The 19,518-nt window shown below is 38.1% G+C and carries 23 protein-coding genes; 3 read left to right on the top strand and 20 right to left on the bottom strand.

What is annotated here, in order from left to right; translation table 11 throughout:
- Positions 1–9: 9 nt before the first annotated feature.
- The 11 genes from ACFX4E_RS04480 to ACFX4E_RS04430 all read right to left on the bottom strand — a co-directional run bounded on the left by ACFX4E_RS04480 (position 10) and on the right by ACFX4E_RS04430 (position 8,861).
- Positions 10–519, bottom strand: coding sequence for a GNAT family N-acetyltransferase (locus ACFX4E_RS04480; protein WP_028410914.1), 510 nt, complete (start codon positions 517–519; stop codon positions 10–12).
- Positions 520–554: 35 nt separating this feature from the next.
- Entirely contained in the window at positions 555–1,760 is a 1,206-nt protein-coding gene (locus ACFX4E_RS04475) for a TolB family protein (protein ID WP_377237864.1), read from the bottom strand.
- 361 nt (positions 1,761–2,121) lie between these two features.
- A complete protein-coding gene (yidC, locus tag ACFX4E_RS04470) occupies positions 2,122–2,940 on the bottom strand; it encodes a membrane protein insertase YidC (protein WP_013058701.1) in 819 nt (272 codons plus the stop codon).
- 21 nt (positions 2,941–2,961) lie between these two features.
- Positions 2,962–3,234, bottom strand: coding sequence for a hypothetical protein (locus ACFX4E_RS04465; RefSeq protein WP_013058702.1), 273 nt, complete (start codon positions 3,232–3,234; stop codon positions 2,962–2,964).
- Between the two features lie 211 nt (positions 3,235–3,445).
- On the bottom strand, positions 3,446–4,825 hold the full coding sequence (locus tag ACFX4E_RS04460; protein WP_060746804.1) for a sucrose-specific PTS transporter subunit IIBC: 1,380 nt from the start codon (positions 4,823–4,825) through the stop codon (positions 3,446–3,448).
- A gap of 178 nt (positions 4,826–5,003) precedes the next feature.
- On the bottom strand, positions 5,004–5,831 hold the full coding sequence (locus ACFX4E_RS04455; RefSeq protein WP_028410911.1) for a PRD domain-containing protein: 828 nt from the start codon (positions 5,829–5,831) through the stop codon (positions 5,004–5,006).
- A 37-nt stretch (positions 5,832–5,868) separates the two neighbouring features.
- Positions 5,869–6,366, bottom strand: coding sequence for a PTS sugar transporter subunit IIA (locus tag ACFX4E_RS04450; protein ID WP_013084668.1), 498 nt, complete (start codon positions 6,364–6,366; stop codon positions 5,869–5,871).
- A gap of 222 nt (positions 6,367–6,588) precedes the next feature.
- Positions 6,589–6,801 carry a hypothetical protein gene (locus ACFX4E_RS04445; RefSeq protein ID WP_377237865.1) on the bottom strand — a complete coding sequence of 71 codons (213 nt, stop codon included), beginning with the start codon at positions 6,799–6,801 and terminating at the stop codon, positions 6,589–6,591.
- A gap of 131 nt (positions 6,802–6,932) precedes the next feature.
- Positions 6,933–7,559, bottom strand: a complete 627-nt coding sequence (locus ACFX4E_RS04440) for an FMN-dependent NADH-azoreductase (RefSeq protein ID WP_014458563.1) — start codon at positions 7,557–7,559, stop codon at positions 6,933–6,935.
- A 140-nt stretch (positions 7,560–7,699) separates the two neighbouring features.
- Positions 7,700–8,155, bottom strand: coding sequence for a hypothetical protein (locus ACFX4E_RS04435; RefSeq protein ID WP_028410910.1), 456 nt, complete (start codon positions 8,153–8,155; stop codon positions 7,700–7,702).
- 160 nt (positions 8,156–8,315) lie between these two features.
- Entirely contained in the window at positions 8,316–8,861 is a 546-nt protein-coding gene (locus ACFX4E_RS04430) for a hypothetical protein (protein ID WP_028410909.1), read from the bottom strand.
- A gap of 688 nt (positions 8,862–9,549) precedes the next feature.
- On the opposite strand from ACFX4E_RS04430, the gene ACFX4E_RS04425 reads away from it, so the two are divergent.
- On the top strand, positions 9,550–10,716 hold the full coding sequence (locus ACFX4E_RS04425; RefSeq protein WP_013084672.1) for an FtsW/RodA/SpoVE family cell cycle protein: 1,167 nt from the start codon (positions 9,550–9,552) through the stop codon (positions 10,714–10,716).
- Between the two features lie 243 nt (positions 10,717–10,959).
- Here the strand turns inward: ACFX4E_RS04425 and ACFX4E_RS04420 are convergent, their stop codons facing one another.
- Positions 10,960–12,408 carry a SulP family inorganic anion transporter gene (locus tag ACFX4E_RS04420; RefSeq protein WP_377237866.1) on the bottom strand — a complete coding sequence of 483 codons (1,449 nt, stop codon included), beginning with the start codon at positions 12,406–12,408 and terminating at the stop codon, positions 10,960–10,962.
- Between the two features lie 219 nt (positions 12,409–12,627).
- Positions 12,628–13,332 carry a purine-nucleoside phosphorylase gene (gene deoD, locus ACFX4E_RS04415; protein ID WP_377237867.1) on the bottom strand — a complete coding sequence of 235 codons (705 nt, stop codon included), beginning with the start codon at positions 13,330–13,332 and terminating at the stop codon, positions 12,628–12,630.
- Positions 13,333–13,526: 194 nt separating this feature from the next.
- Here deoD and ACFX4E_RS04410 point away from each other — a divergent pair, with 194 nt between their 5' ends.
- Positions 13,527–13,679: a hypothetical protein gene (locus tag ACFX4E_RS04410; RefSeq protein ID WP_013058712.1), complete on the top strand. Its 153-nt coding sequence runs from the start codon at positions 13,527–13,529 to the stop codon at positions 13,677–13,679.
- A gap of 51 nt (positions 13,680–13,730) precedes the next feature.
- Here the strand turns inward: ACFX4E_RS04410 and ACFX4E_RS04405 are convergent, their stop codons facing one another.
- The 5 genes from ACFX4E_RS04405 to ACFX4E_RS04385 form a co-directional block, all read right to left on the bottom strand.
- On the bottom strand, positions 13,731–14,054 hold the full coding sequence (locus ACFX4E_RS04405) for a hypothetical protein (RefSeq protein ID WP_013058713.1): 324 nt from the start codon (positions 14,052–14,054) through the stop codon (positions 13,731–13,733).
- Between the two features lie 246 nt (positions 14,055–14,300).
- Positions 14,301–14,927: a phosphatase PAP2 family protein gene (locus ACFX4E_RS04400; RefSeq protein ID WP_028410907.1), complete on the bottom strand. Its 627-nt coding sequence runs from the start codon at positions 14,925–14,927 to the stop codon at positions 14,301–14,303.
- Positions 14,928–15,162: 235 nt separating this feature from the next.
- On the bottom strand, positions 15,163–15,933 hold the full coding sequence (locus ACFX4E_RS04395; protein ID WP_377237868.1) for a sporulation protein: 771 nt from the start codon (positions 15,931–15,933) through the stop codon (positions 15,163–15,165).
- On the bottom strand, positions 15,920–16,756 hold the full coding sequence (locus tag ACFX4E_RS04390; protein ID WP_377237869.1) for a serine/threonine protein kinase: 837 nt from the start codon (positions 16,754–16,756) through the stop codon (positions 15,920–15,922). Before ACFX4E_RS04390 ends, ACFX4E_RS04395 begins: the two co-directional genes overlap by 14 nt.
- A 3-nt stretch (positions 16,757–16,759) precedes the next feature.
- A complete protein-coding gene (locus ACFX4E_RS04385; RefSeq protein ID WP_114324454.1) occupies positions 16,760–17,014 on the bottom strand; it encodes a hypothetical protein in 255 nt (84 codons plus the stop codon).
- Between the two features lie 117 nt (positions 17,015–17,131).
- On the opposite strand from ACFX4E_RS04385, the gene ACFX4E_RS04380 reads away from it, so the two are divergent.
- Positions 17,132–18,193, top strand: a complete 1,062-nt coding sequence (locus tag ACFX4E_RS04380; RefSeq protein WP_377237870.1) for a DUF2515 family protein — start codon at positions 17,132–17,134, stop codon at positions 18,191–18,193.
- 58 nt (positions 18,194–18,251) lie between these two features.
- Here the strand turns inward: ACFX4E_RS04380 and ACFX4E_RS04375 are convergent, their stop codons facing one another.
- Both ACFX4E_RS04375 and ACFX4E_RS04370 read right to left on the bottom strand, forming a co-directional pair.
- Positions 18,252–18,422 carry a YozD family protein gene (locus tag ACFX4E_RS04375; protein ID WP_013058720.1) on the bottom strand — a complete coding sequence of 57 codons (171 nt, stop codon included), beginning with the start codon at positions 18,420–18,422 and terminating at the stop codon, positions 18,252–18,254.
- 265 nt (positions 18,423–18,687) lie between these two features.
- Complete coding sequence (locus tag ACFX4E_RS04370; RefSeq protein ID WP_013058721.1) at positions 18,688–19,374, bottom strand: hypothetical protein; 687 nt, start codon at positions 19,372–19,374, stop codon at positions 18,688–18,690.
- Between the last annotated feature and the right edge of the window lie 144 nt (positions 19,375–19,518).

Here is a 19,518-nt window from a genome sequence, read left to right as displayed (position 1 = left end):
TTGATATGATCAAAGGCTTTTTATAGACAATACCATATGCTCTTCATCGATAAATTCACCATCTACTTGAAGAGCTCTTTTTTCATACGCATAAGAAGTAAAACCGAGGCTTTTGTATAGGGCTTTTGCTCCTTCATTTTTAGCAGCGACGGCCAGGTAGATTTGCAAAACATTCGTTTTGGAAAAAGCTTGTTCAACAGCGGTTTTTAACAGCTTCTTTCCAAGACCTTTCCCCCTTGCTTCAGGGGCTACGTACATCCCCCAAATATCTCCTTTATGCTGAACTTTTAAAGGCTTTTGCTGCTGAAACCCCACGATCCCCACAAGCTGTTTTTCCATAAAAGCTCCTACTACAAATTCTGATTGGCTGCTTGGAAAATAATTTCGGATATCAGCAATTTCTTTTTCATATTCTTCTTCATAACTTAAAATAAAACTTTCGGGATGATCTTTTAAAGCACGAAGACGGAGTTCAAAGTACACGTCAGCGTCTTCTTTTACCAACAAACGTATATTCATTTTTTCACCTTAGTTTCTTATGTTTTAATTAGCTATTAAGGGCTGTACACGCTAAATACTTCATTCCACCGATACAGCTCATAATAATTTCCCGGCAGGTCTAAGCCTGAAATAAGTACCTTATCATTTTTCGTATCTTTTACGCGTGTTAAAAGATTTGCTTGTTTTCGATTTGTACGAATCCACATCGTTTGATTCTTTGCTTTATGATAAACAGGTGCATAATCTCCTAAGCCTTTTTGCGGAAATGTGAACTGACTTTGCTTATTAGTCTTTACGTTCATGCTATACAAAAAAGGCAGTGGCCTCTTTTTTTCATCATTCGACCACCCTGCTTCGGGCACACGTGAAATGATGATGTTATCTTTTTCTGTCCAAGTAAAATCCCAATCTGCGAAGCCTTTTGGAGTAAACACATGTTCTTTAAAAACCGGCATCTCTTTTAAAGTGAACTTTTTATTTTCAGTGGCAAATCTTCCTTCCCCATTAATAAATGCCAGTATTTGCTCTTCATTACTCCACTTAAACCAATTAGATACATTAAGCATATCTCCCACTACTTGAAAAGCTTTTCCTTCTTTTGTAATGATGCACAGCTTATTTGCATCTGCAGACATCGAAGCCGTTGGAATAGCGATAAAACTAATCCATTGACCGTTAGGAGACCATTTGAAGCTGCTTGTTGTATACGCAAAAAACGAATCATTTTCTGCTGGCAGCGTCGTAAAAGCCTCCACTTTTTTTACGTCTAACCCTGCATATTTGCTCACTGTATATAGTTTTACCGGTCCCCATCCCGTGGGCGCCAGCGCAGCGGCTGACGTAATTAAAAATCGATCTCCTTCTGGAAACCATGAAAACTGATCAACTCCTACAGCTACACGCTTCTTTTCATGCGTTTTAACGTTGTAATATACTAAGATTCCATTCGAAATATACGCAAGTTCCTCAGCAACCGGTGACCATTGATAATGAGTCACATCATGTTCAACTAGTAGCGGTTTTCCTTTTAACGGTGCAATCATTAAAGAATCATTTTCTGAATAAGCAACTATATCTCCATGTGATGACCATTGAGGCATAGAGGCATGACGGGCATAGGATAACTGCCTTTCGGTACCGTTATCATATATCCATAGGTTTCCTTGCCGTATAAAACTGACCTTCACTGTAGTGGCAGCATTTATTTGCATAGGGAACAACATAAGAAAAAGCAGACATAACGCTATTTTTTTCACCATGTTCACTCCTGTCTTTTTTTATAGCGTTACACAAATCTGCTCATCTCATCACATTTTTGAAAAAATAAAAGAGGTTGAGACATAACGAAATGAATTTAATCGAAAGACGAACAAATGGGATACATGAGCTGAACCTCTTGTGACACCACAGTTGATTTCCGTGCAAGACTTCGTCTAGCCCTCCAACCAACTGCTCGAAGCAACGAAATAGATGAAATCTCCGTTCACCATAATAAAAAAAACAAACCAGTAATCAAATATTTTGATTACTGGTTTGTTTTTCACTTCGGCTAAACTACTTTTGTCCCATCCTCTTTTAAAAAAATAAAAAAGCACAGCGAATAGCTGCGCTTTTTGTATATTATGATTTTGACTTAGATTTTGGTGATGGCTTTGTTTTAGCTTGTGCTGTATTATTAGCCGCATCTTTTTCTTTTAATAAACTCATACGTTTTTTCAAATAGTAACCTTGTCCAATTCCGAATAAGTTACCGATTACCCAGTATAATGCAAGAGCAGATGGAAGTGAAATCCCTGCTACTAAGATGAAGATTGGCATAATGTTCATCATCATTTTCATTGGAGGTTGAATTTCATCCGTCATACTTACACGAATTTGTAAGAATGTCGTAATCGCTGCAACTACCGGTAAAATGAAGTAAGGATCGGGTTTTCCTAAACTTACCCATAAGAATGAATGCTGCGCAATTTCATGCGTTCTTGCAATGGCATTATAAAACGCGATAATAATAGGCATTTGAATAAAGATTGGCAAACATCCGCCAACCGGATTAATTTTATGCGTTTGGTAAAGCTGCATCATTTCTTTTTGCTGCTTTTGCTGTGTTTCAGGATCTTTTTTACCAGCATATTTCTTTTGAATCTTTTCCATCTCTGGACGAAGTGCTTGCATAGCCATCGTGCTCTTTTGCTGCTTTAAAATAAGCGGCAATAGAACTAAACGAATGATAACCGTCGCAATGATAATAGAAAGACCATAGCTTCCGCCTGCCCATTCAGCAATTTTCGTTAATGCCATAGATAAAGGGTAAACAAAATAATGATCCCAGAACCCGCCGCTTGTTGCGGTTACTGGTGTTTTCGTGCTGCTACAGCCGGCTAGAGCTAAAAGAAGCGCTCCCATTAAACCAAGCAATAATAATTTTTTATTTCTTTTCATATTCTTTCCTCCTAATAATGACTAAATGTATGAAGTGTTTTTCAGAAGGAAAGGATCTTCTTCATCATTATTCTTCTCTTTAACTGGTGTTTTTCTATACACATGTATAAATACATTTCGTCTTTTCCATATTGTTAATACTGAAGGGTCAATCCCTGCATTCACATGGTCGGTGACAGGTTCCGCATGAAAAGCCGTAAACCTAGCTTCACGAAGCATATAATAACAAAGGATGTATAAAACGAAAGCAGATAAATACGGCGCATATAGAAAAAGATCGTGATAAAATTCCATGTGCCAGCTCTCTTTCTGACTATAATAGTACAATCCAATATATGTAGTGTAGCATTTACGTTCCTGTTACACAACATCAACTTATCTCTTTGACTGTTCTACGTATTACTTTTTAAAAAGTTTCATATTTACGACACAAAATTTGCTCACCATAAAATATGATGAGCAAATCTAATACCGTTCTCTATTCTCTTATGCTTACCGATGGTTCTCAGTCTTCTTTTAGCTTCATGAACCACGTAACGCCGAATGCTACACCTACAGAAATAATCATACCAATGATATAGTGAATTAAATTACTCATACCAAGCGGTGCAGCAATGGCCATCATTGGAATGCCTGTGAGGCCGTATGCGTTGGCTACTACGTGCATAAGTACAACGTAGCCTCCCCCGGCTGCTCCGCCTATAGCCGCAGCAATAAATGGCTTGCGAAGTCTTAAATTGACGCCGAAAATAATCGGTTCTGTAATTCCTAAGAAGGAAGAAATAGCCGCTGGAATCGCAATTTTTTTCGTTTTGGCATTTTTCGTCTTAAAGTAAACAGCCAGCCCTGCTCCTCCTTGCGCCACATTCGCGCAGGCCCAAATAGGAAGTAAGAAGTTAACGCCGATCTTCGGATTAGCAAGCAGTCCTGCTTCAATAGCATGAAAACTATGCTGCAAGCCTGTTAATACAATGGTCGAATATAAGCCACCAAACAAAATTCCTGCAAACACTCCGGCTACATCGTATAGAGACTGAAGGCTGATCGAAATTAAATCTCCAATATAGCGACCGAAAGGACCAATAAACACAAGTGACACAAAGCCTGTGATAATAACAGTTAAAAAAGGCGTAACAAGTAAATCAACCGAATTCGGCACAATTTTCCGGAGTCCCTTTTCAATTTTGCTCATAACGTAGATAGCCAATAAAATCGGAACGACCGTACCTTGATAGCCAATCAGCGGAATACTTAAACCAAACAAATCCATATATTCTGGCTTAGCATCTGCTAATGTCCACGGATTTAATAACATCGGATGTGTTAAGATCCCTCCGATAACCGCTCCCAGATAAGGATTTGAACCAAATTCTTTTGCAGCTGAAAACCCGATTAAAATCGGTAAAATGATAAATGCTGCGCCTGAGAACATATCCAACAACACAAACAACGCGCTATCTTCTGAGACCCAGTGGAACGCTTTCATCATCCCGAGCAGCCCCATTAGTAAACCACTGGCTACAATGGCTGGAATAATCGGAACAAAAATGTTGGAAAGCATGCGGGCAAAACGGGCAAATGGGTTCATTTTCTTTTTCATTTCGTCTTGATGATCCGCTGGGACAGCAGCTTCTTCAGCGCCTAGTTCTTTCATAAAAGCAGCGTGAATTTTATTAACGAGACCGGTTCCAAAAATGATTTGAAACTGTCCTGAATTTGAAAAAGCCCCTTTTACATCTTCTATTTCATCTAAACCTTTTTGATCGATTTTGCTTTCATCTCGAATAACAAGGCGCAAACGCGTAGCACAGTGCTGAGCACTAGCAATATTTTCTTTTCCTCCTAAAAGCGGAACAAGCTTTTTAGCAATTTCTTTTACGTCCATCTTACTTCCTCCTTGTTGTATGTCATAAAAAAAGCAAGACCTAAAACACGCTTATAAAAGACATACTTGTCCTTCATGCGCATTCTAGGTCTTGCCTGCTTTACCAGTCACAATCCCGATTATTCAATTAATACGCTTTCATTGTACTCAAAGCAACAATATTCGTCAATGTTTTTTTCTATATTCTTTGCTCTATTCGGCAAATGTGAAGCGTGATATATCCTAGCTCCGCTTCTGGAAAATTAATTTCGTACTCATCTTTGACAAATTGCTTGATCGTTTCAGCACACTGATACGATTTTTTATATTTGACTTTTAATACGTCAAGCATCTCTTCATCCATCTCATGAAAAGGTTCATTTTGCGCTAAACGGTTTAACGCAAAGCGCAAGTGAGTCAGCAGCCGCTGATAGGACATGCTGTTTTCATCAATCTCCATATTCAGCTCTTTTTTTATAATCGTAACCATTTCATTAATAATCGTTGTATTCATCATGAGCTGCTGCATGCCCGGTGAATTCAGTTTCGCCGTATGAATATGAAGCGCAATATACCCTGCTTCGTCAATCGGCATCGTGATATCTAGTCTCTTTTTGATATGCTGAAGCGCCCATACTCCTATTGCATACTCAGGCTGATAGAGAGATTTAATTTCATTAAGTAATTTATTTTGTATGGAAATTCCGCGGGCTATCCTTTCGACAGCAAAGGACAAATGATCGCTCAAAGCAATATGCACATGATGACTTAGCGTCGCAGAAAGCTGCTGCTCCGCATACGAAATGATTTCTTCCGCCACTTGAATATGCTCCTCAGGAAGGTTTTTTAATAGTTCTTGAAACTTTTCCTGTTCTTCTTTCATGACAAAGACTTTCTCCACTTTCGCAGCATTAATAAGATCATTTTTGCCTTTTTGAAAAGCGATACCGGGACCCATCGCAATCTTTTCAACTCCGCCTTCTTTAAAGACAACGGCATTGTTATTTAATACTTTTAAAATCTTCAAATGCGCTCTCCTTTCTTAAAGGAAAAGGCCTTGCTTATTACTTCATCGTTACTTTTGCACAAGCCGTTTCGCCTTTTTGAACCGTCCCTTGAGCCAAAATTTCGAAACTTTCACTTGCATCACTGTTTGTAATAACGATTGGTGTGATAATGCTTTTCGCTTTTTCTTGAATAAGCGCTAAATCAAATGTGATAAGAGGTGTTCCTACGCTTACTTTGTCACCTTGTGCCACGTGAGCTTCGAATCCTTCGCCTTCCATTGCCACTGTTTCAAGGCCGATATGTATTAATACTTCCGTACCGGCTTCTGTTTTTAAGCCTACCGCGTGTTTTGTATGGAAAAGCTGAACAACTTCCCCAGCAACAGGTGAAACAACTTGTCCTTCTGAAGGTTCGATTGCAAAACCGTCTCCCATCATCTTCTGTGCGAACACTGGATCTGGTACTTCGCTGATTGGCAGGATATTACCTGAAAGCGGAGCTAGAACGGTTGTTTCTTTTGATTTTGTCTTATTACCAAATAATTTTTTAAACATCTCAATCACCCTTTTTTAGATTGTACTTGTAGCATACCCCAATGATTCTGCGGAAAAACTTCCCCTATCCCGATGTTACGTTAACATGGTCATTATTTAACCATGCTTTTTTTGTCTTGTAAATAAAAATGTATGAGCGTTTTCATAAAAAGTGCGTTCTCTATGCCGCACTTCATGTAACCCTTTATACATCTTCTGAAGAGTGGATATTGAATTTTAAACCTAAAAAAGAGGTTGAGACATAAACAAATGAATCCAATCTAAAGACGAACAACTCGTATACATGGGCCGAACCGCTTTTGACACCGCAGTTGATTTCCGTGCAAGACTTCGCTTTCCGCGGGGGGATGCTGAGCCTCCTCGTCGCATACGCTCCTGTGGGGTCTCGCCTATTCCGCTTTTCCCGCAGGAGTCTTCGGCTTGCCCTCCAATCAACTGCTAGAAAGACTTACAAACATGAAACCTACGTTCACCGTAACAAAAAAAAACGAACCACTAATCAAATATCTTGATTAGTGGTTCGTTTTTCACTTCGTCTAAAATCCTTTTGTCCCAGCCTTTTGAGATTAGAACGTTGACGCAACTTCTTTTGCTTTTTCAGATGCTTTTGCTAGAATATTGTCTGCTTCTGCTGGTGTGTAAGCCATGCCTTCTGCAACAACCAGTTGGAAATCTTGAACCCCAATGAAGCCCATCACTGTACGTAAATAGCTTTGAGTAAATTCTAGCTCTGCTGCAGGGCCTTCTGAATAAACCCCTCCACGAGCTTCTAGTAACACTACTTTTTTATCTGAAGCTAATCCTACTGGACCATTTTCAGTATATTTAAACGTTTTTCCTGCAATTAAAATGTTATCAATATATGCTTTCATTAGTGGAGGAAAGCTTAAGTTCCACATTGGAGCTGAGAAAATAACTTTGTCAGCTTGTAAAAATTGCTCTACTAATTCACCCATACGCGTTACTTTTTCTAATTCAACAGCTGATAATTCTTCACCAGCTCCAGCTTTTCCCCATGCTGCTAAAACATCTCCATCAATGAACGGAACTGTTTCTTTATACAGATCAAGCGTTGTCACTGTATCAGTAGGGTTTGCTGTTTTATACTCATCTAAGAAAACCTGTGCTAAACGAGTTGAAAATGATGCTTCATCAACCTGCGGATTTACTTTTACATATAATACATTTGCCATAAATGTCATCTCCTAAAAAGTGTATATTATTATTAATTCGAGATATTACTAAACAAATTATCTTTAATTCGAGATTTATTATATAACGTCATTTTTTATGCGTCAACCTTTTCGCACAAAAAAACTCCGCAAGCGGAGTTTTATACACATTGAAATTCTCGAATTTGATTTACATCTACCCCAGCATACACCCAGAAAGATCCTGTCCAGCGATATCCTGCAACTGAGCGTCTGCCTACAAAGGTTGGGTAAAACCAGTAAGGTCGACCATTTCTCGGCCATATATAGGTATATCGGTATAAGCATCCTGAAATAGCGCCTGGGTCAACAGCATAAAGTGATGGACCTCCTGAACCTAGCTTTGGTGCAGGTGTAAAAGCTGGCGGTGGACTTGAAGGCGGCTGAGCCCCTCCCTGTGGCGGAAACCCTTGGCCCCCTCCTCCAGGTGGCGGCGGTGGAAATCCTTGACCTCCTCCTCCAGGTGGAAACGATGGAAACCCTTGGCCTCCTCCTCCAGGTGGAAACGATGGAAACCCTTGGCCTCCTCCAGGTGGAAACAAATTTTGAAAACGTGGATCGTATTGATATGGATACATACGCACTCCCCCTTTATAATGCTTGGTACGTTACAATATGCATCATAATGAAGATAGGTGAATGTCTACTTTTACCTTCTATAGACTAGTTGAACGATGTTAAACTTGGTAAACTTAAAGGGGAGTCTTATCGGAGGAAATAATAAATCCAACACGGAAACTACTTGCGTGTTGGATCTGCTTGAGGAAAATATTTTTCAATAAAATTATACAGCCAAAATACGGTAATCAAAATAGGAGCTATCAGAAAAGGATGTTGAATCCACATTTTCACCAGTACCTTTTCAAATGACGGAATCGATTTTAACACTTGAAATAACGAGCTTCCGCTAAAAATAACGCTCGTTCCTATCAATAAAAAAGATAGCCAGTTAAATTGTTCCATCCACATGCTCATAGAGATATAAAAACTAACACCCGTTCCTATGCCTCCCATTATTCCACTTAACATACTTTTTACCGAAAAAGGAATCCCTACAAACCATCCGGCTCCTAGTCCTGCACACCCTGCTAAAATGCTAGAAAAAAGCAGCGGCTGCTCAAGCCAGAGACATGCATTCACTCCAACCACTAAGGTGACATGTATTCCTACGTGAAGGGAAATTCTTTTGCCAACAGGCTCTGAAACATAATGATAGTAGCGCCCGCTATAAAAAATTGTCCACCATAATAATAAAAATGCTGTCACACTTGCCCCTATAATCATAAACACACCTCTCTACGTTATGATTCTATTAATCTCTATCTATTATTTTCCTAATATCCTATGTCTCTGATTCGGTAATCTATCCATATACCTTCCATACGTTCGTTCATCAGCAAGAAAGTCGAATATAATTATATTCTTGTCTCAACTGTTTACTTTTGGGAGTGCTAAGAAGTTGAATGTCTGCATGTAGAAAAAGATAGTGTAGAACACTTTCTCTTATCTTTACTATTATTCATATGTATAGCTTGCTAGATTTAGTCCTCGCAGTTTAGAATTTTTCAGTCGTTCATATGAAACTATTTGCCCTTTCTTTCGTTATATATATACACGTTTCTTTATCTTTTCACGTGCAAAAAAAGATAAATTCCTATAGTATGTTTTCATATTAACCTTTAAGGAGATAAAGAAGATGAATTGAATAAATCCCTGCAAATAGAGTTTTTAGAAAAAAGAAATTGTTATCATTTCTCCTATTTATGTTATAGAATAATTCATGTATAATAAAAGGCTGTATGGTAACGCAGCTTGCGACATATCTTTTCTTACTTTTAGCAAGTCTATATTCAAAGCAAAAACTGCAAAGTGGGGTTAGTGCGACTCTTCATTGATCGACTTTGCATTAAAAACCAGCATTTTTCTTTTATCATAAAGAAAGAATGAGATTTAATAGTGACAGGTGAATAATATGGGTGAAAATCAAAGAAATGTTAGTAGATTTGACTGGAACTTGGCTTTCCTAATCTTCCTATTGTTTTGCGTAAGCGTTGTGGCAATCCATAGTGCTGAAAAAATTGGGCAGTATGATAAGAACTTCGTAGCGCAACAAGTTGTTTTTTATATAATCGGAATGGTGATTATAGGGTTTGTCATGCGTTTTGACTCCGATCAGCTTCAAAAGCTAACGTGGGTTTTTTATGGATTTGGGAACTTTTTATTGCTTCTTTTACTAGTGGCTCCGTCAAGCATTGCCAGAGAAATTAACGGGGCAAAAAGTTGGTTCACACTTCCCGGCTTTTCGTTACAGCCATCAGAGTTTATGAAAGTGTTTTTGATTATCACACTGAGTACGGTCATTGTTAAACACAATGAAAAATATCGTATCCGGACAGTAAGAGAAGACTTTTTACTGCTTGGTAAACTGGGTGCTGTACTTGCTTTACCTTTATTATTAATCATGCAGCAGCCTGACTTAGGTACCGCTCTTGTGTTCTTAGCAATCACGGTTGGACTTGTATTTGTTTCAGGCGTAAGCTGGAAAATCATCGCCCCTGCATTTTTAGGTATTACAGCGGTTGGTTCTGTCATTTTGGGACTTGTTGTTTATGCACCTAGCCTATTAGAAAAGTATCTAGGGGTTAAGCAATACCAATTTGGCCGTATTTATTCTTGGCTTGATCCTGAGTCATATAGTTCGGGAGAGGGCTATCATTTAAAGAAATCGTTAGATGCAATTGGATCAGGAATGGTAAACGGTAAAGGAATCGGAAATGGAGTTGTCTATTTGCCAGAGGGACAGACCGACTTTATTTTTGCGGTTATTGGAGAAGAGTTTGGCTTTATCGGCGCCAGCATTGTTATTAGTCTTTTCTTCGTACTCGTTTATTACTTGATCAAGCTAGGCCTTGAAACAAAAAATGAATTCAATTCTTACTTATGTGTAGGCGTTATTTCAATGCTTACGTTCCACGTATTTCAAAATATCGGTATGACCATTCAAGTCTTGCCTATTACCGGAATTCCACTTCCTTTTATTTCATATGGAGGTAGTTCACTGATGGGGAACATGTTTGCAATGGGTCTGATGTTTGGAATCTCATGGCATCACAAACGCTATATGTTTGGAAATGATTAAAGAGAGACGATGGTCTCTCTTTTTTCTTTTATCTCCCTATTAAGCATGCTACAATAAAGAAAACGCTTCCAAATCCTGTTTTAAAAGGAGTAGATATGCATGCTTGATTACCAATATCGGCGCAAAGCCTATGCTATTTTGTTAAAACAGACATCCGTACCTTCATCTACAACTTCTTTTTCCACCTGGCTCGTACAGCTACTAAAACGAAACAAGTAAAAAAGGTGTGCTACTGCACACCTTTTATTTGTTCGACAGCGACGTTATGCCAATTTGCCTTACGATTTTTTTACTGTCTTCATTTAGTCCTTTTACAATAACCTTTTTATTCAATCGCTCGTACTTATCGATAATTTTTGAGATGCCGATCACGGCCGATTGATCCCATATATGAGAAGAACTAAAATCAATAATGATGGTATCCGGGTCTGTTTCATACTGAAATTCATCCATGAAGAAGCTGATCGTGGCAAAAAATAATTGCCCTGAAACCCTGTATTGCTTCATATTGCCTTCTGTTTGTGAAGTTGTTTTGATTTTAGCCATCTTCCAGCCAAATACAATGGTGCTTAAAACAATACCTACCATTACTCCTAATGCTAAGTTATGTGTAAACAATACGATAACCACCGTAACAACCATTACAATAGCATCCGATAGCGGATATTTCGTTAAGTCTTTAAGGGACTGCCAATCAAATGTACCGGTAGCTACCATAAACATAACGCCTACAAGAGCAGCCATTGGAATTTGTTTAACAACATCGCCAAGCACCATAATTAAGAACAATAAAAAGACTCCGGCGACTAAGGTAGATAACCTTCCACGTCCCCCTGATTTTACATTAATCATAGATTGTCCAATCATGGCACAGCCAGCCATTCCTCCAAAGAATCCTGTTACAATATTAGCGATGCCTTGACCGCGCGCTTCCTTATTTTTATTCGAAGGCGTATCTGTAATTTCGTCCAGTACCGTTGCCGTTAGCATAGATTCAAGTAGGCCTACAATCGCCAAAGGAAGCGAATAAGGTAAAATGATAAGCAGTGTCTCCACTGATAAATCAACCTTTGGAAAGTGAAGAACCGGCAGCGAACGCGTAATATTCCCCATATCTCCTACCGTTTTTAAATCTAAATGAAAGACAATCGCTACAATCGTCATCAAGACAATGGCAACAAGCGGAGATGGTATTGCTTTGGTCATGAGCGGAAACAAATAGACGATGAGCAGCGTTCCTGCTACCATTGCGTACATCATCCAATTTGCTCCTTGAAAATGCGGAAGCTGTGCTGTAAAAATTAAAATACCTAGCGCATTTACAAAGCCAATCATAACTGTTTGAGGAAGAAATGATAAAAACCTTCCTACTTTCAAAACACCAAGTAAAATTTGAATAATTCCGGTTAAAACAGTAGCTGCAAATAAATACTCAATGCCGTGATCTTTGACTAAGTTAATCATTAATAAAGACATTGCTCCTGTTGCAGCTGAAATCATAGCTGGTCTTCCGCCTGTAAAAGCAATCACAATTGCCATACAAAAAGATGCATACAGGCCAACCATGGGATCGACACCGGCGATAATGGAAAAAGCAAGGGCTTCTGGAATAAGCGCAAGAGCAACTGTCATCCCAGACAAAATATCTGCTCGAACGTTTGAAAACCACTGCTGTTTAATACTTGCCATCATGATGGTTTATCACCTCTTATGAATTTTTTATACGATTTTCGACTTTCACGAAAATCAAAGCCGTTTTTAACGTATCAAATCGTACCATACAATTTCCCGTTTGGAAACAATTAATTTTCACAAATAAAAAGACGAGAAGCTTGATTGCTTCTCGTCTTTTCATTTGTTATGCCGCAGCTTTTCGCTGCCATTCAGCAAATAAACGAAATGAAATTATGTTCATTCATTAATTGCTGCTTCAAGCGCAACAACAATCATATCGTTAAACGTCGTTTGACGCTCTTCTGACGTTGTTTCTTCACCAGTGAAAATGTGATCACTTACTGTTAAAACCGATAAAGCATTACGGCCGTATTTAGCGGCTAGCGTATACAAAGCCGTTGTTTCCATTTCAACTGCCAATACGCCGTGAGCTGCCAATTTTTCTAGCTGGCCGTCTTCATTGTAAAATTGATCAGATGTAAATACACTTCCTACTTTTAACTGAAGGCCTTTTTCAACACCTGCATCGTAAGCGCGCTTTAATAAATCAAAGTTAGCTGTCGGTGCATAGTCAATAGGACCAAATTTAACGCGGTTCATTTGTGAATCACTTGACGAAGACATGGCTAAAATAACGTCACGCACTTTTACATCTTTTTGAATTGCTCCGCATGTACCAACGCGAATTAGGTTTTGAACACCATATTCATTCATTAGTTCATTTACATAAATAGCAATTGATGGTACACCCATTCCTGTTCCTTGAACAGAAACGCGCTTTCCTTTATATGTTCCTGTAAATCCAAGCATACCGCGCACTTCGTTATAGCAAGTTACATCTTCTAAAAACGTTTCTGCAATGTATTTTGCACGAAGTGGATCACCTGGAAGTAAAATCGTTTCTGCAACATCACCTTGTTTTGCCCCAATATGTACGCTCATTTCGTACCTCCTATATGTAAAAAATCTTACGCTTTCACTATACCATATTGTATCCCTTGCTTGTCTATTTACTTCTAACATTATGCGTCAAAAATAAAAAGACATACGGCCCAAAAAATGGCGTAGTATGTCTTTTTATATAAGGGTACGCTAATAGCGCAAGGGATTTACTAACGTTAGCTGAGGTGATATGTATGGGGAAAAAGCATCGCAATCGAATTAATTCGCCTAAAAAGAATAATCATATTCCTAAAGAAGCAATTATAGCAGAACATGAAGCCCATGGAGATGAATATTCAGCAACAAACCGAAAAAATGGCCCTGGCCATCATACTCGTGATTACTAAGGGTCAACATATAAATAAAAAGCGGCCAGATAGGTCGCTTTTACCTTATGTTTAACGTACGTGCAGGCGGTTCACTTTTTGCCAGCCGTCTGTCCATAGCTTGTAGTAATACTTTCCTCGAGTACCTTCATCAATTAATAAAATATCGCCTGTGCTGATAAACCTCGCATCACAATCTTTTGGCAAATTATCAGCAATATTAAACATCTGAAATACTTGTGTTGCTGCGTCTTGATGATCGAATGCTGTAATCGTTAGACGATGGACAGGCTTATATCCGCGCTTTTCGCCTTTTTCTTCTGTTTGCATAATGGTTACATCATATTCTGTGCTAATATTAAATTGTTTTTTTATTGTGGTCCACACACTCAACATTCTTCCCTCCACCCAAAAGCAAGTATTTACTCTTTTACGTCATGTATTCTTATATAATTAGTGATAAAATCCGAAAATCCTTTATCGAATCAAAACGTTTTTTGTCGAAATTACTAGTTTTTTCTTATTAAACATGTACATAAAATATTTGTTTCCCATTTTATCATTAGTTGTTTTTGAATGGATGAATCAATAGGCCTACTTAAACAAAATGAAATATTAACGAAAAAAATGTAACCATTGCTCCTATTTTTGGTTATATAGGCGTTTAGAAAAGAGATAGACTCCTAAGGACCAAGCAAGTCCTAAACAATATCCTGCTAGTATATCCGTTAAAAAGTGTACGCCTAAATACAAACGGCTAAATCCAATTAATAAAATAACAATAGCTATTACGCATGCAGCTGCCGTTTTAACGGCTCTGCTTCTTGTATACATCCATATTAACAAAAGTACTCCACTGTAAAACGCCATTGAGTTCATGGCATGTCCGCTTGGAAAACTATAGTGAGAGGCGGGAACGACTTGACTCCAATCAGGTCTTGGTCTTGCAAAAATCTCCTTCAATCCCCAATTTAAAGCGCGCACTCCCCAAAAAACAAGCGTGATATATAAAGCGAGCAACCCTTTTCGTTTATAAAGAAGAAATACTATAATCGCAAACCATATTGGCGCAGTAACATACCAAGACCCTACGGTTGTTATAAATATGATGATGGGTGTTAACGTGTCCGTCCTCCATCCTTCAATGGTATGAAGTACATTAAAGTCAAGCTGTTTCACCCAAGGTGTATTAAACGTAAATAAAATGAGTAAAAAGAAAGCTAAAAGCGATACAATAAATAGAGAATATTTTGTAGTGCGGTTTACCATTTTTTATTTCCTCCAACCTATTAAAAGAAAAAGCATGTAGCGTTCTACATGCTTTACTTATTCACACGTTTTGGCTGAATATAGTCTTCTGGCTTAGGAGCTTGATGAACGACAAATTCAGCCGAAAATTCCTCTTTTATGTTTATTTTTTTCGTTTGCTTTGATTGCGGCATATACCTCTCTCCTTTCTTTTTACTGTCTTTAATATACGAAAAATAAAGGAGAGCTATGCACGTTAGCTATAGCGTGAAATAATATTGGTTAATATATTTTTTAACTGAGGAATTTCTTTTTCAGAAACATGAACATGAACGAGCGACTCATCTGCATCCAGCATTTCAGATAAAAACCCGCCAAATCCTCTGGCTCGTCGATCCACTTCTATAAATAAATCGTAGTCATGTAAGCCGCTCGGCTGCACGATAATTTCAATTTCATCTACTTTCCCAGCGTATACTCCACCGCTTGGAACAAATTCAAATTCTTGAACAAAAGGAAGTCTTTTTCTCATCCTGCGAGGAGCTTCTTCGCACTCGACTTGGCGCAAGCGAAAGCCAAGCTGTTCCATAGCTTCAATTGTGCTTGTTACCATCTGATTAGGAAGCACTTTTACATGATCAATATCCGAGGGATCAACTGCATCTTTAATATCGAGGCTCGTCGCCACCCACACCCGGGTTCTCCCTAATGTAACAGGCGTATCATCAGGCAGCTGAAAGGTAAAAGGAATAGACTTCGTTTCAGATGGTTGAATCGTGAACGGGTCGTTAATCTTAAACGTATTAAGTTCAATATCCTGCTTGTATTTTTTATCGTCTCTTTCTTTTACATAGGTTGTGAATAGACGCAGATAGATGCTGTCAATTTTCTGCTCAACATTGCCTCCGTACACTTCAACAATCCCTTCAATCGTTTCACCAGCACGAAATTCATCATTGACGAGCTTAGCATCTACACGCGCTGCACCAATTCCAATGCGGGCTAACGCTTTATTAAATAGCGCCATGCTTTTCCCTCCCCGAGTTCTTACTGTTTATATAGTCATAAATATCTTTTTGTAAACTTTTAATGCTTTCATACGCTTCATCTGCTCTCAGCATTTTTTGAATAATGGTCTTAATTGGTGTCGACAAACTTAGCTCTTGTTCCCAGCTTTTTTCTTGTTTTTCCGTCGGCTCATAACCAGAGTATAATAAAAATAAAAGAAAATGACCAAGCGCATAGATATCGCTTGCAGCAGATGTTTGTCTCATAAACTGCTGTTCTTCTATAAGGGTGCTTGTTTCTTCATGGTCTCCTAAAAATCTAGCAAGACCAAAGTCAATAACATAGATGGTTCCGTTAACATCAATGATATTTGGAATACGAAGATCACGGTGAACGATTCCTTGCTCATGAATAGCAGAAACTACGTCTAGAATATTAAGTAAAATGTCAAGCGCTTGTTCTTCCGTATACACGCACTTCTCTTCAAAAATTAAATCTTCAAACGTTTTCCCTTGAATCAACTCCATTACTAAGAAACAGCCTTCATCTGTTTCGATAGCTTCATACAGTGAAGGAATTTGAGGGTGATTTAATTGAGACAGCAATTTTGCTTCATAATGATAAGACTTCAGCCCCTGGGACGTGCGCTGCTTCGTTTTACGGAGCTGCTTTACGACTACCTTTTTTTGTTGCACAATATCGTTAGTAACATATGTTATACCATAGCTTCCCATTCCCAGTACATCTATGATTTCATAGTGCCCGCAAATGACTTTTCCTTTTTTAAAAGGACGGTCAACTAGCCAGCGATGAAGGTGTTTGAACATTCGATTTTTCACCATAAATCAACTTGAGAAAAAGCTTGAGAAGAAGCTTCCACTTTTACGTTTGCGCTTATAGTGGTGGTGTCCATATTTTGAATGACTGTGGCTGTCATAATATTTGCTTCGCTTATAATCGCTACTGCTGCTATGATGACGAGGACGTCTGTAATGATGATCACTGCTGCTGTAGTGACGAGGACGTCGATAGTGTCGATCGCTGCTGCTGTAGCGTCGATGTTTAGATCCAGTTAATGATTCAAAAATTTTTCTGAACATAAAGAAAACCTCTTTTCTTAACATTTGTTACCCTTTATACGTACGAAATGTTATAAAGGTTTCAAAAAGTCCCTTACCCTTTTTTTATATAGTTAAACGTTTCAAAGGAGGCTTAACATGACTTCTACTAACACAAATCCCCTCATTAGATTGGAGGATGTTCTTCGCCTGCAGCAGATGATGCAGCTCAAACCTCCTGCTACCCTCCCGCTGTCTTTTATCGGAGAAGACGTAAAATTGATTAAAGAGATTCGAAAAAAAGTAAAAAAAGCTAATCAAAACAATGTTACACGTACCCAAGCTTATTTAGACTATTATCAAAAACATCCCGAAATTCACTGGGCTTTTTTAGCACACTTGGTTTCACGAAACGGCGGCTATTACATGACAGATCTCTCCACTACCTTAATAAAATCCCTGCTTTCTCCAGAAAAACAGCACGCGTACTTCTTGTTTTTAGAACATTCCAATTCCGCCATTTTTCATGATGCTTACGCTCAGCTGTTACTCTATGAAAAAAGCAAAGAACAAAACAGCAATCTGTTTCATTTACTCTCCGCTTTTCACATATCTTCTTTTATGAAAACTGTTTGGAATGACTTTTGGCAACATAGAAACAAAACGCTCTTATCAATAGCTCTGATTGTGAACGAACAGTATCATATCGAAAAAAATGTTCTCTTTAAAAAAGAGTTTCAGCGGGATGTTCTTCACTCTTGGCAGTTTCACACTCAAAACTTTCTCGGTATGACTCAAATCGTCTTTCCCTATTATTCAGGTAATAACATTGATTTAAGTGGCACAAAAGTGTATCATTTCGAGTCTGTCTTAAAACGGATTGAAGTGGGAAAAACTTTATACGTTCTTCTTTTTTATTCAAACTTGCATGATTCTATCTATACATTTAGCCTTAAACACCCCCACACAGGGTCTCGAAGCGATTATAATCCGGATATATTTACAAAAAATCGAACTCATTCCAAAAAGCTGTATAGCCCAACGTTAAATATGAGCTGGGGAGACCGCGTACACCTTTTTTTAAGAAAAGATGAGTGGTTTGAAGAAGAAAGCATATTTTCTCTCCTTGAGTCTATTCCCGCTTCTTCCGTTAAAAAAATTCCTCTTCAGCATCATATAAAAGTGCAATCTGCTATTAAAGCTGCTAACCCTTTTTCATAGCCGCTGTCTCATAAACAAAACGACGAGTTTCCCCGTCGTTACAGATGTATCTATCTTTTTATTCTTCATCTTGCTCATCAATAATGCATTTATCAATGAGATAATCAAAAGTTATATCCGCTAATTCGCCTAGCTCTTCTTCAGCGGGAACATAGCCTCGCTTGACTAGTTCATTGTAAAAGAACTCCGCAATTTCTTCCGTATCAATGACCACTTCGATTTCTTTCACAATATCACTCCTTATCCCGTTTGAACGGATTAGCGTACCTTATTTTTCTTAAAAATAGGTTCACTCCATCTTCTGCTTGAAGTTTTACCTTATACACATTTATGAACAATTCGGCAATAGTATGTCTAAAATTTCAGCAGTTTAAATAGAAAGGTAATTATACCCATTCTTTTTTCATTACCATCGCCGTATACACAATAAAAGATAGCTAAGAGAGATGTAATGATCTATCTCGGCTATCTTTTATTTATTAGGCATCTACCTGCTATTTTCCTTGTTCGGATTTTGCTATCTTTTTTAAATGTTTCAGCACTAAGTTCATGACTTCAGCGTATTCTTCATCTTCAAAAAGCTCATACAAAAATTTATAATCATTGTACACATCTAAAAGACCGTTTATAATCTCATGCTTTTCTTTAGTTAACCTCACTTCTTCTTTTTCAGAACCGTTTTGTTTTTTCATCTTTGGTAGCAACTCCGTCTTTTTAATTTCTTTACCTAAATACAACATATCAACACTTTGAGCGTAATTTTCTGTTTCCTCATGAGGAGTTACGAGAATGAGTTCTTCTTCACTAGCCTCAAGCCATTCTCCATCTGTTACACGTGACAATTCATAGACAATGTCTTCCCATGAATCCTCTTTATAACGCCATATTTCTGTTCGAATACCAATGATTTTAAATAACTCTTTTCCATAATTAAAAACCTGGACGATATCGCCGAAGAAAAACTTATATTCAAGCTCTACTCTTTCCTGTACTAATATTTGACCTTCATATTCTTCTAGAAGCTCAATTGTATCTTCTAAAAAAAGACCTTCACTATGGTTGATTTCGTATACAAAAATCCCATCCATCACTTTTATATCGGTAATAGTGCCAACGGTCCCGTATATTGTTACAACGACTGTTTCACCAATTCCGTATTTAGGTTTTTTCTTCCCTGCCATCGTCGCACCTCCTTAGTAAACATACACCTACTGAAAAGTTACAATATTATATGCAGTAACTGAAAAAGGGGAAGTATAACATCTTTAGAACCAAGCCTTTATTATCTATTGCCTTCTATCATTTTTCCTCCTGCTTAGTGCATG

Origin of the sequence: Priestia sp. YIM B13491 (assembly GCF_042787605.1) — a bacterium.
In the GTDB taxonomy this organism is placed as follows: domain Bacteria; phylum Bacillota; class Bacilli; order Bacillales; family Bacillaceae_H; genus Priestia; species Priestia megaterium_E.
Note: the sequence above shows the minus strand (reverse complement) of the source record. Positions and strands in the feature narration are given on the sequence as shown.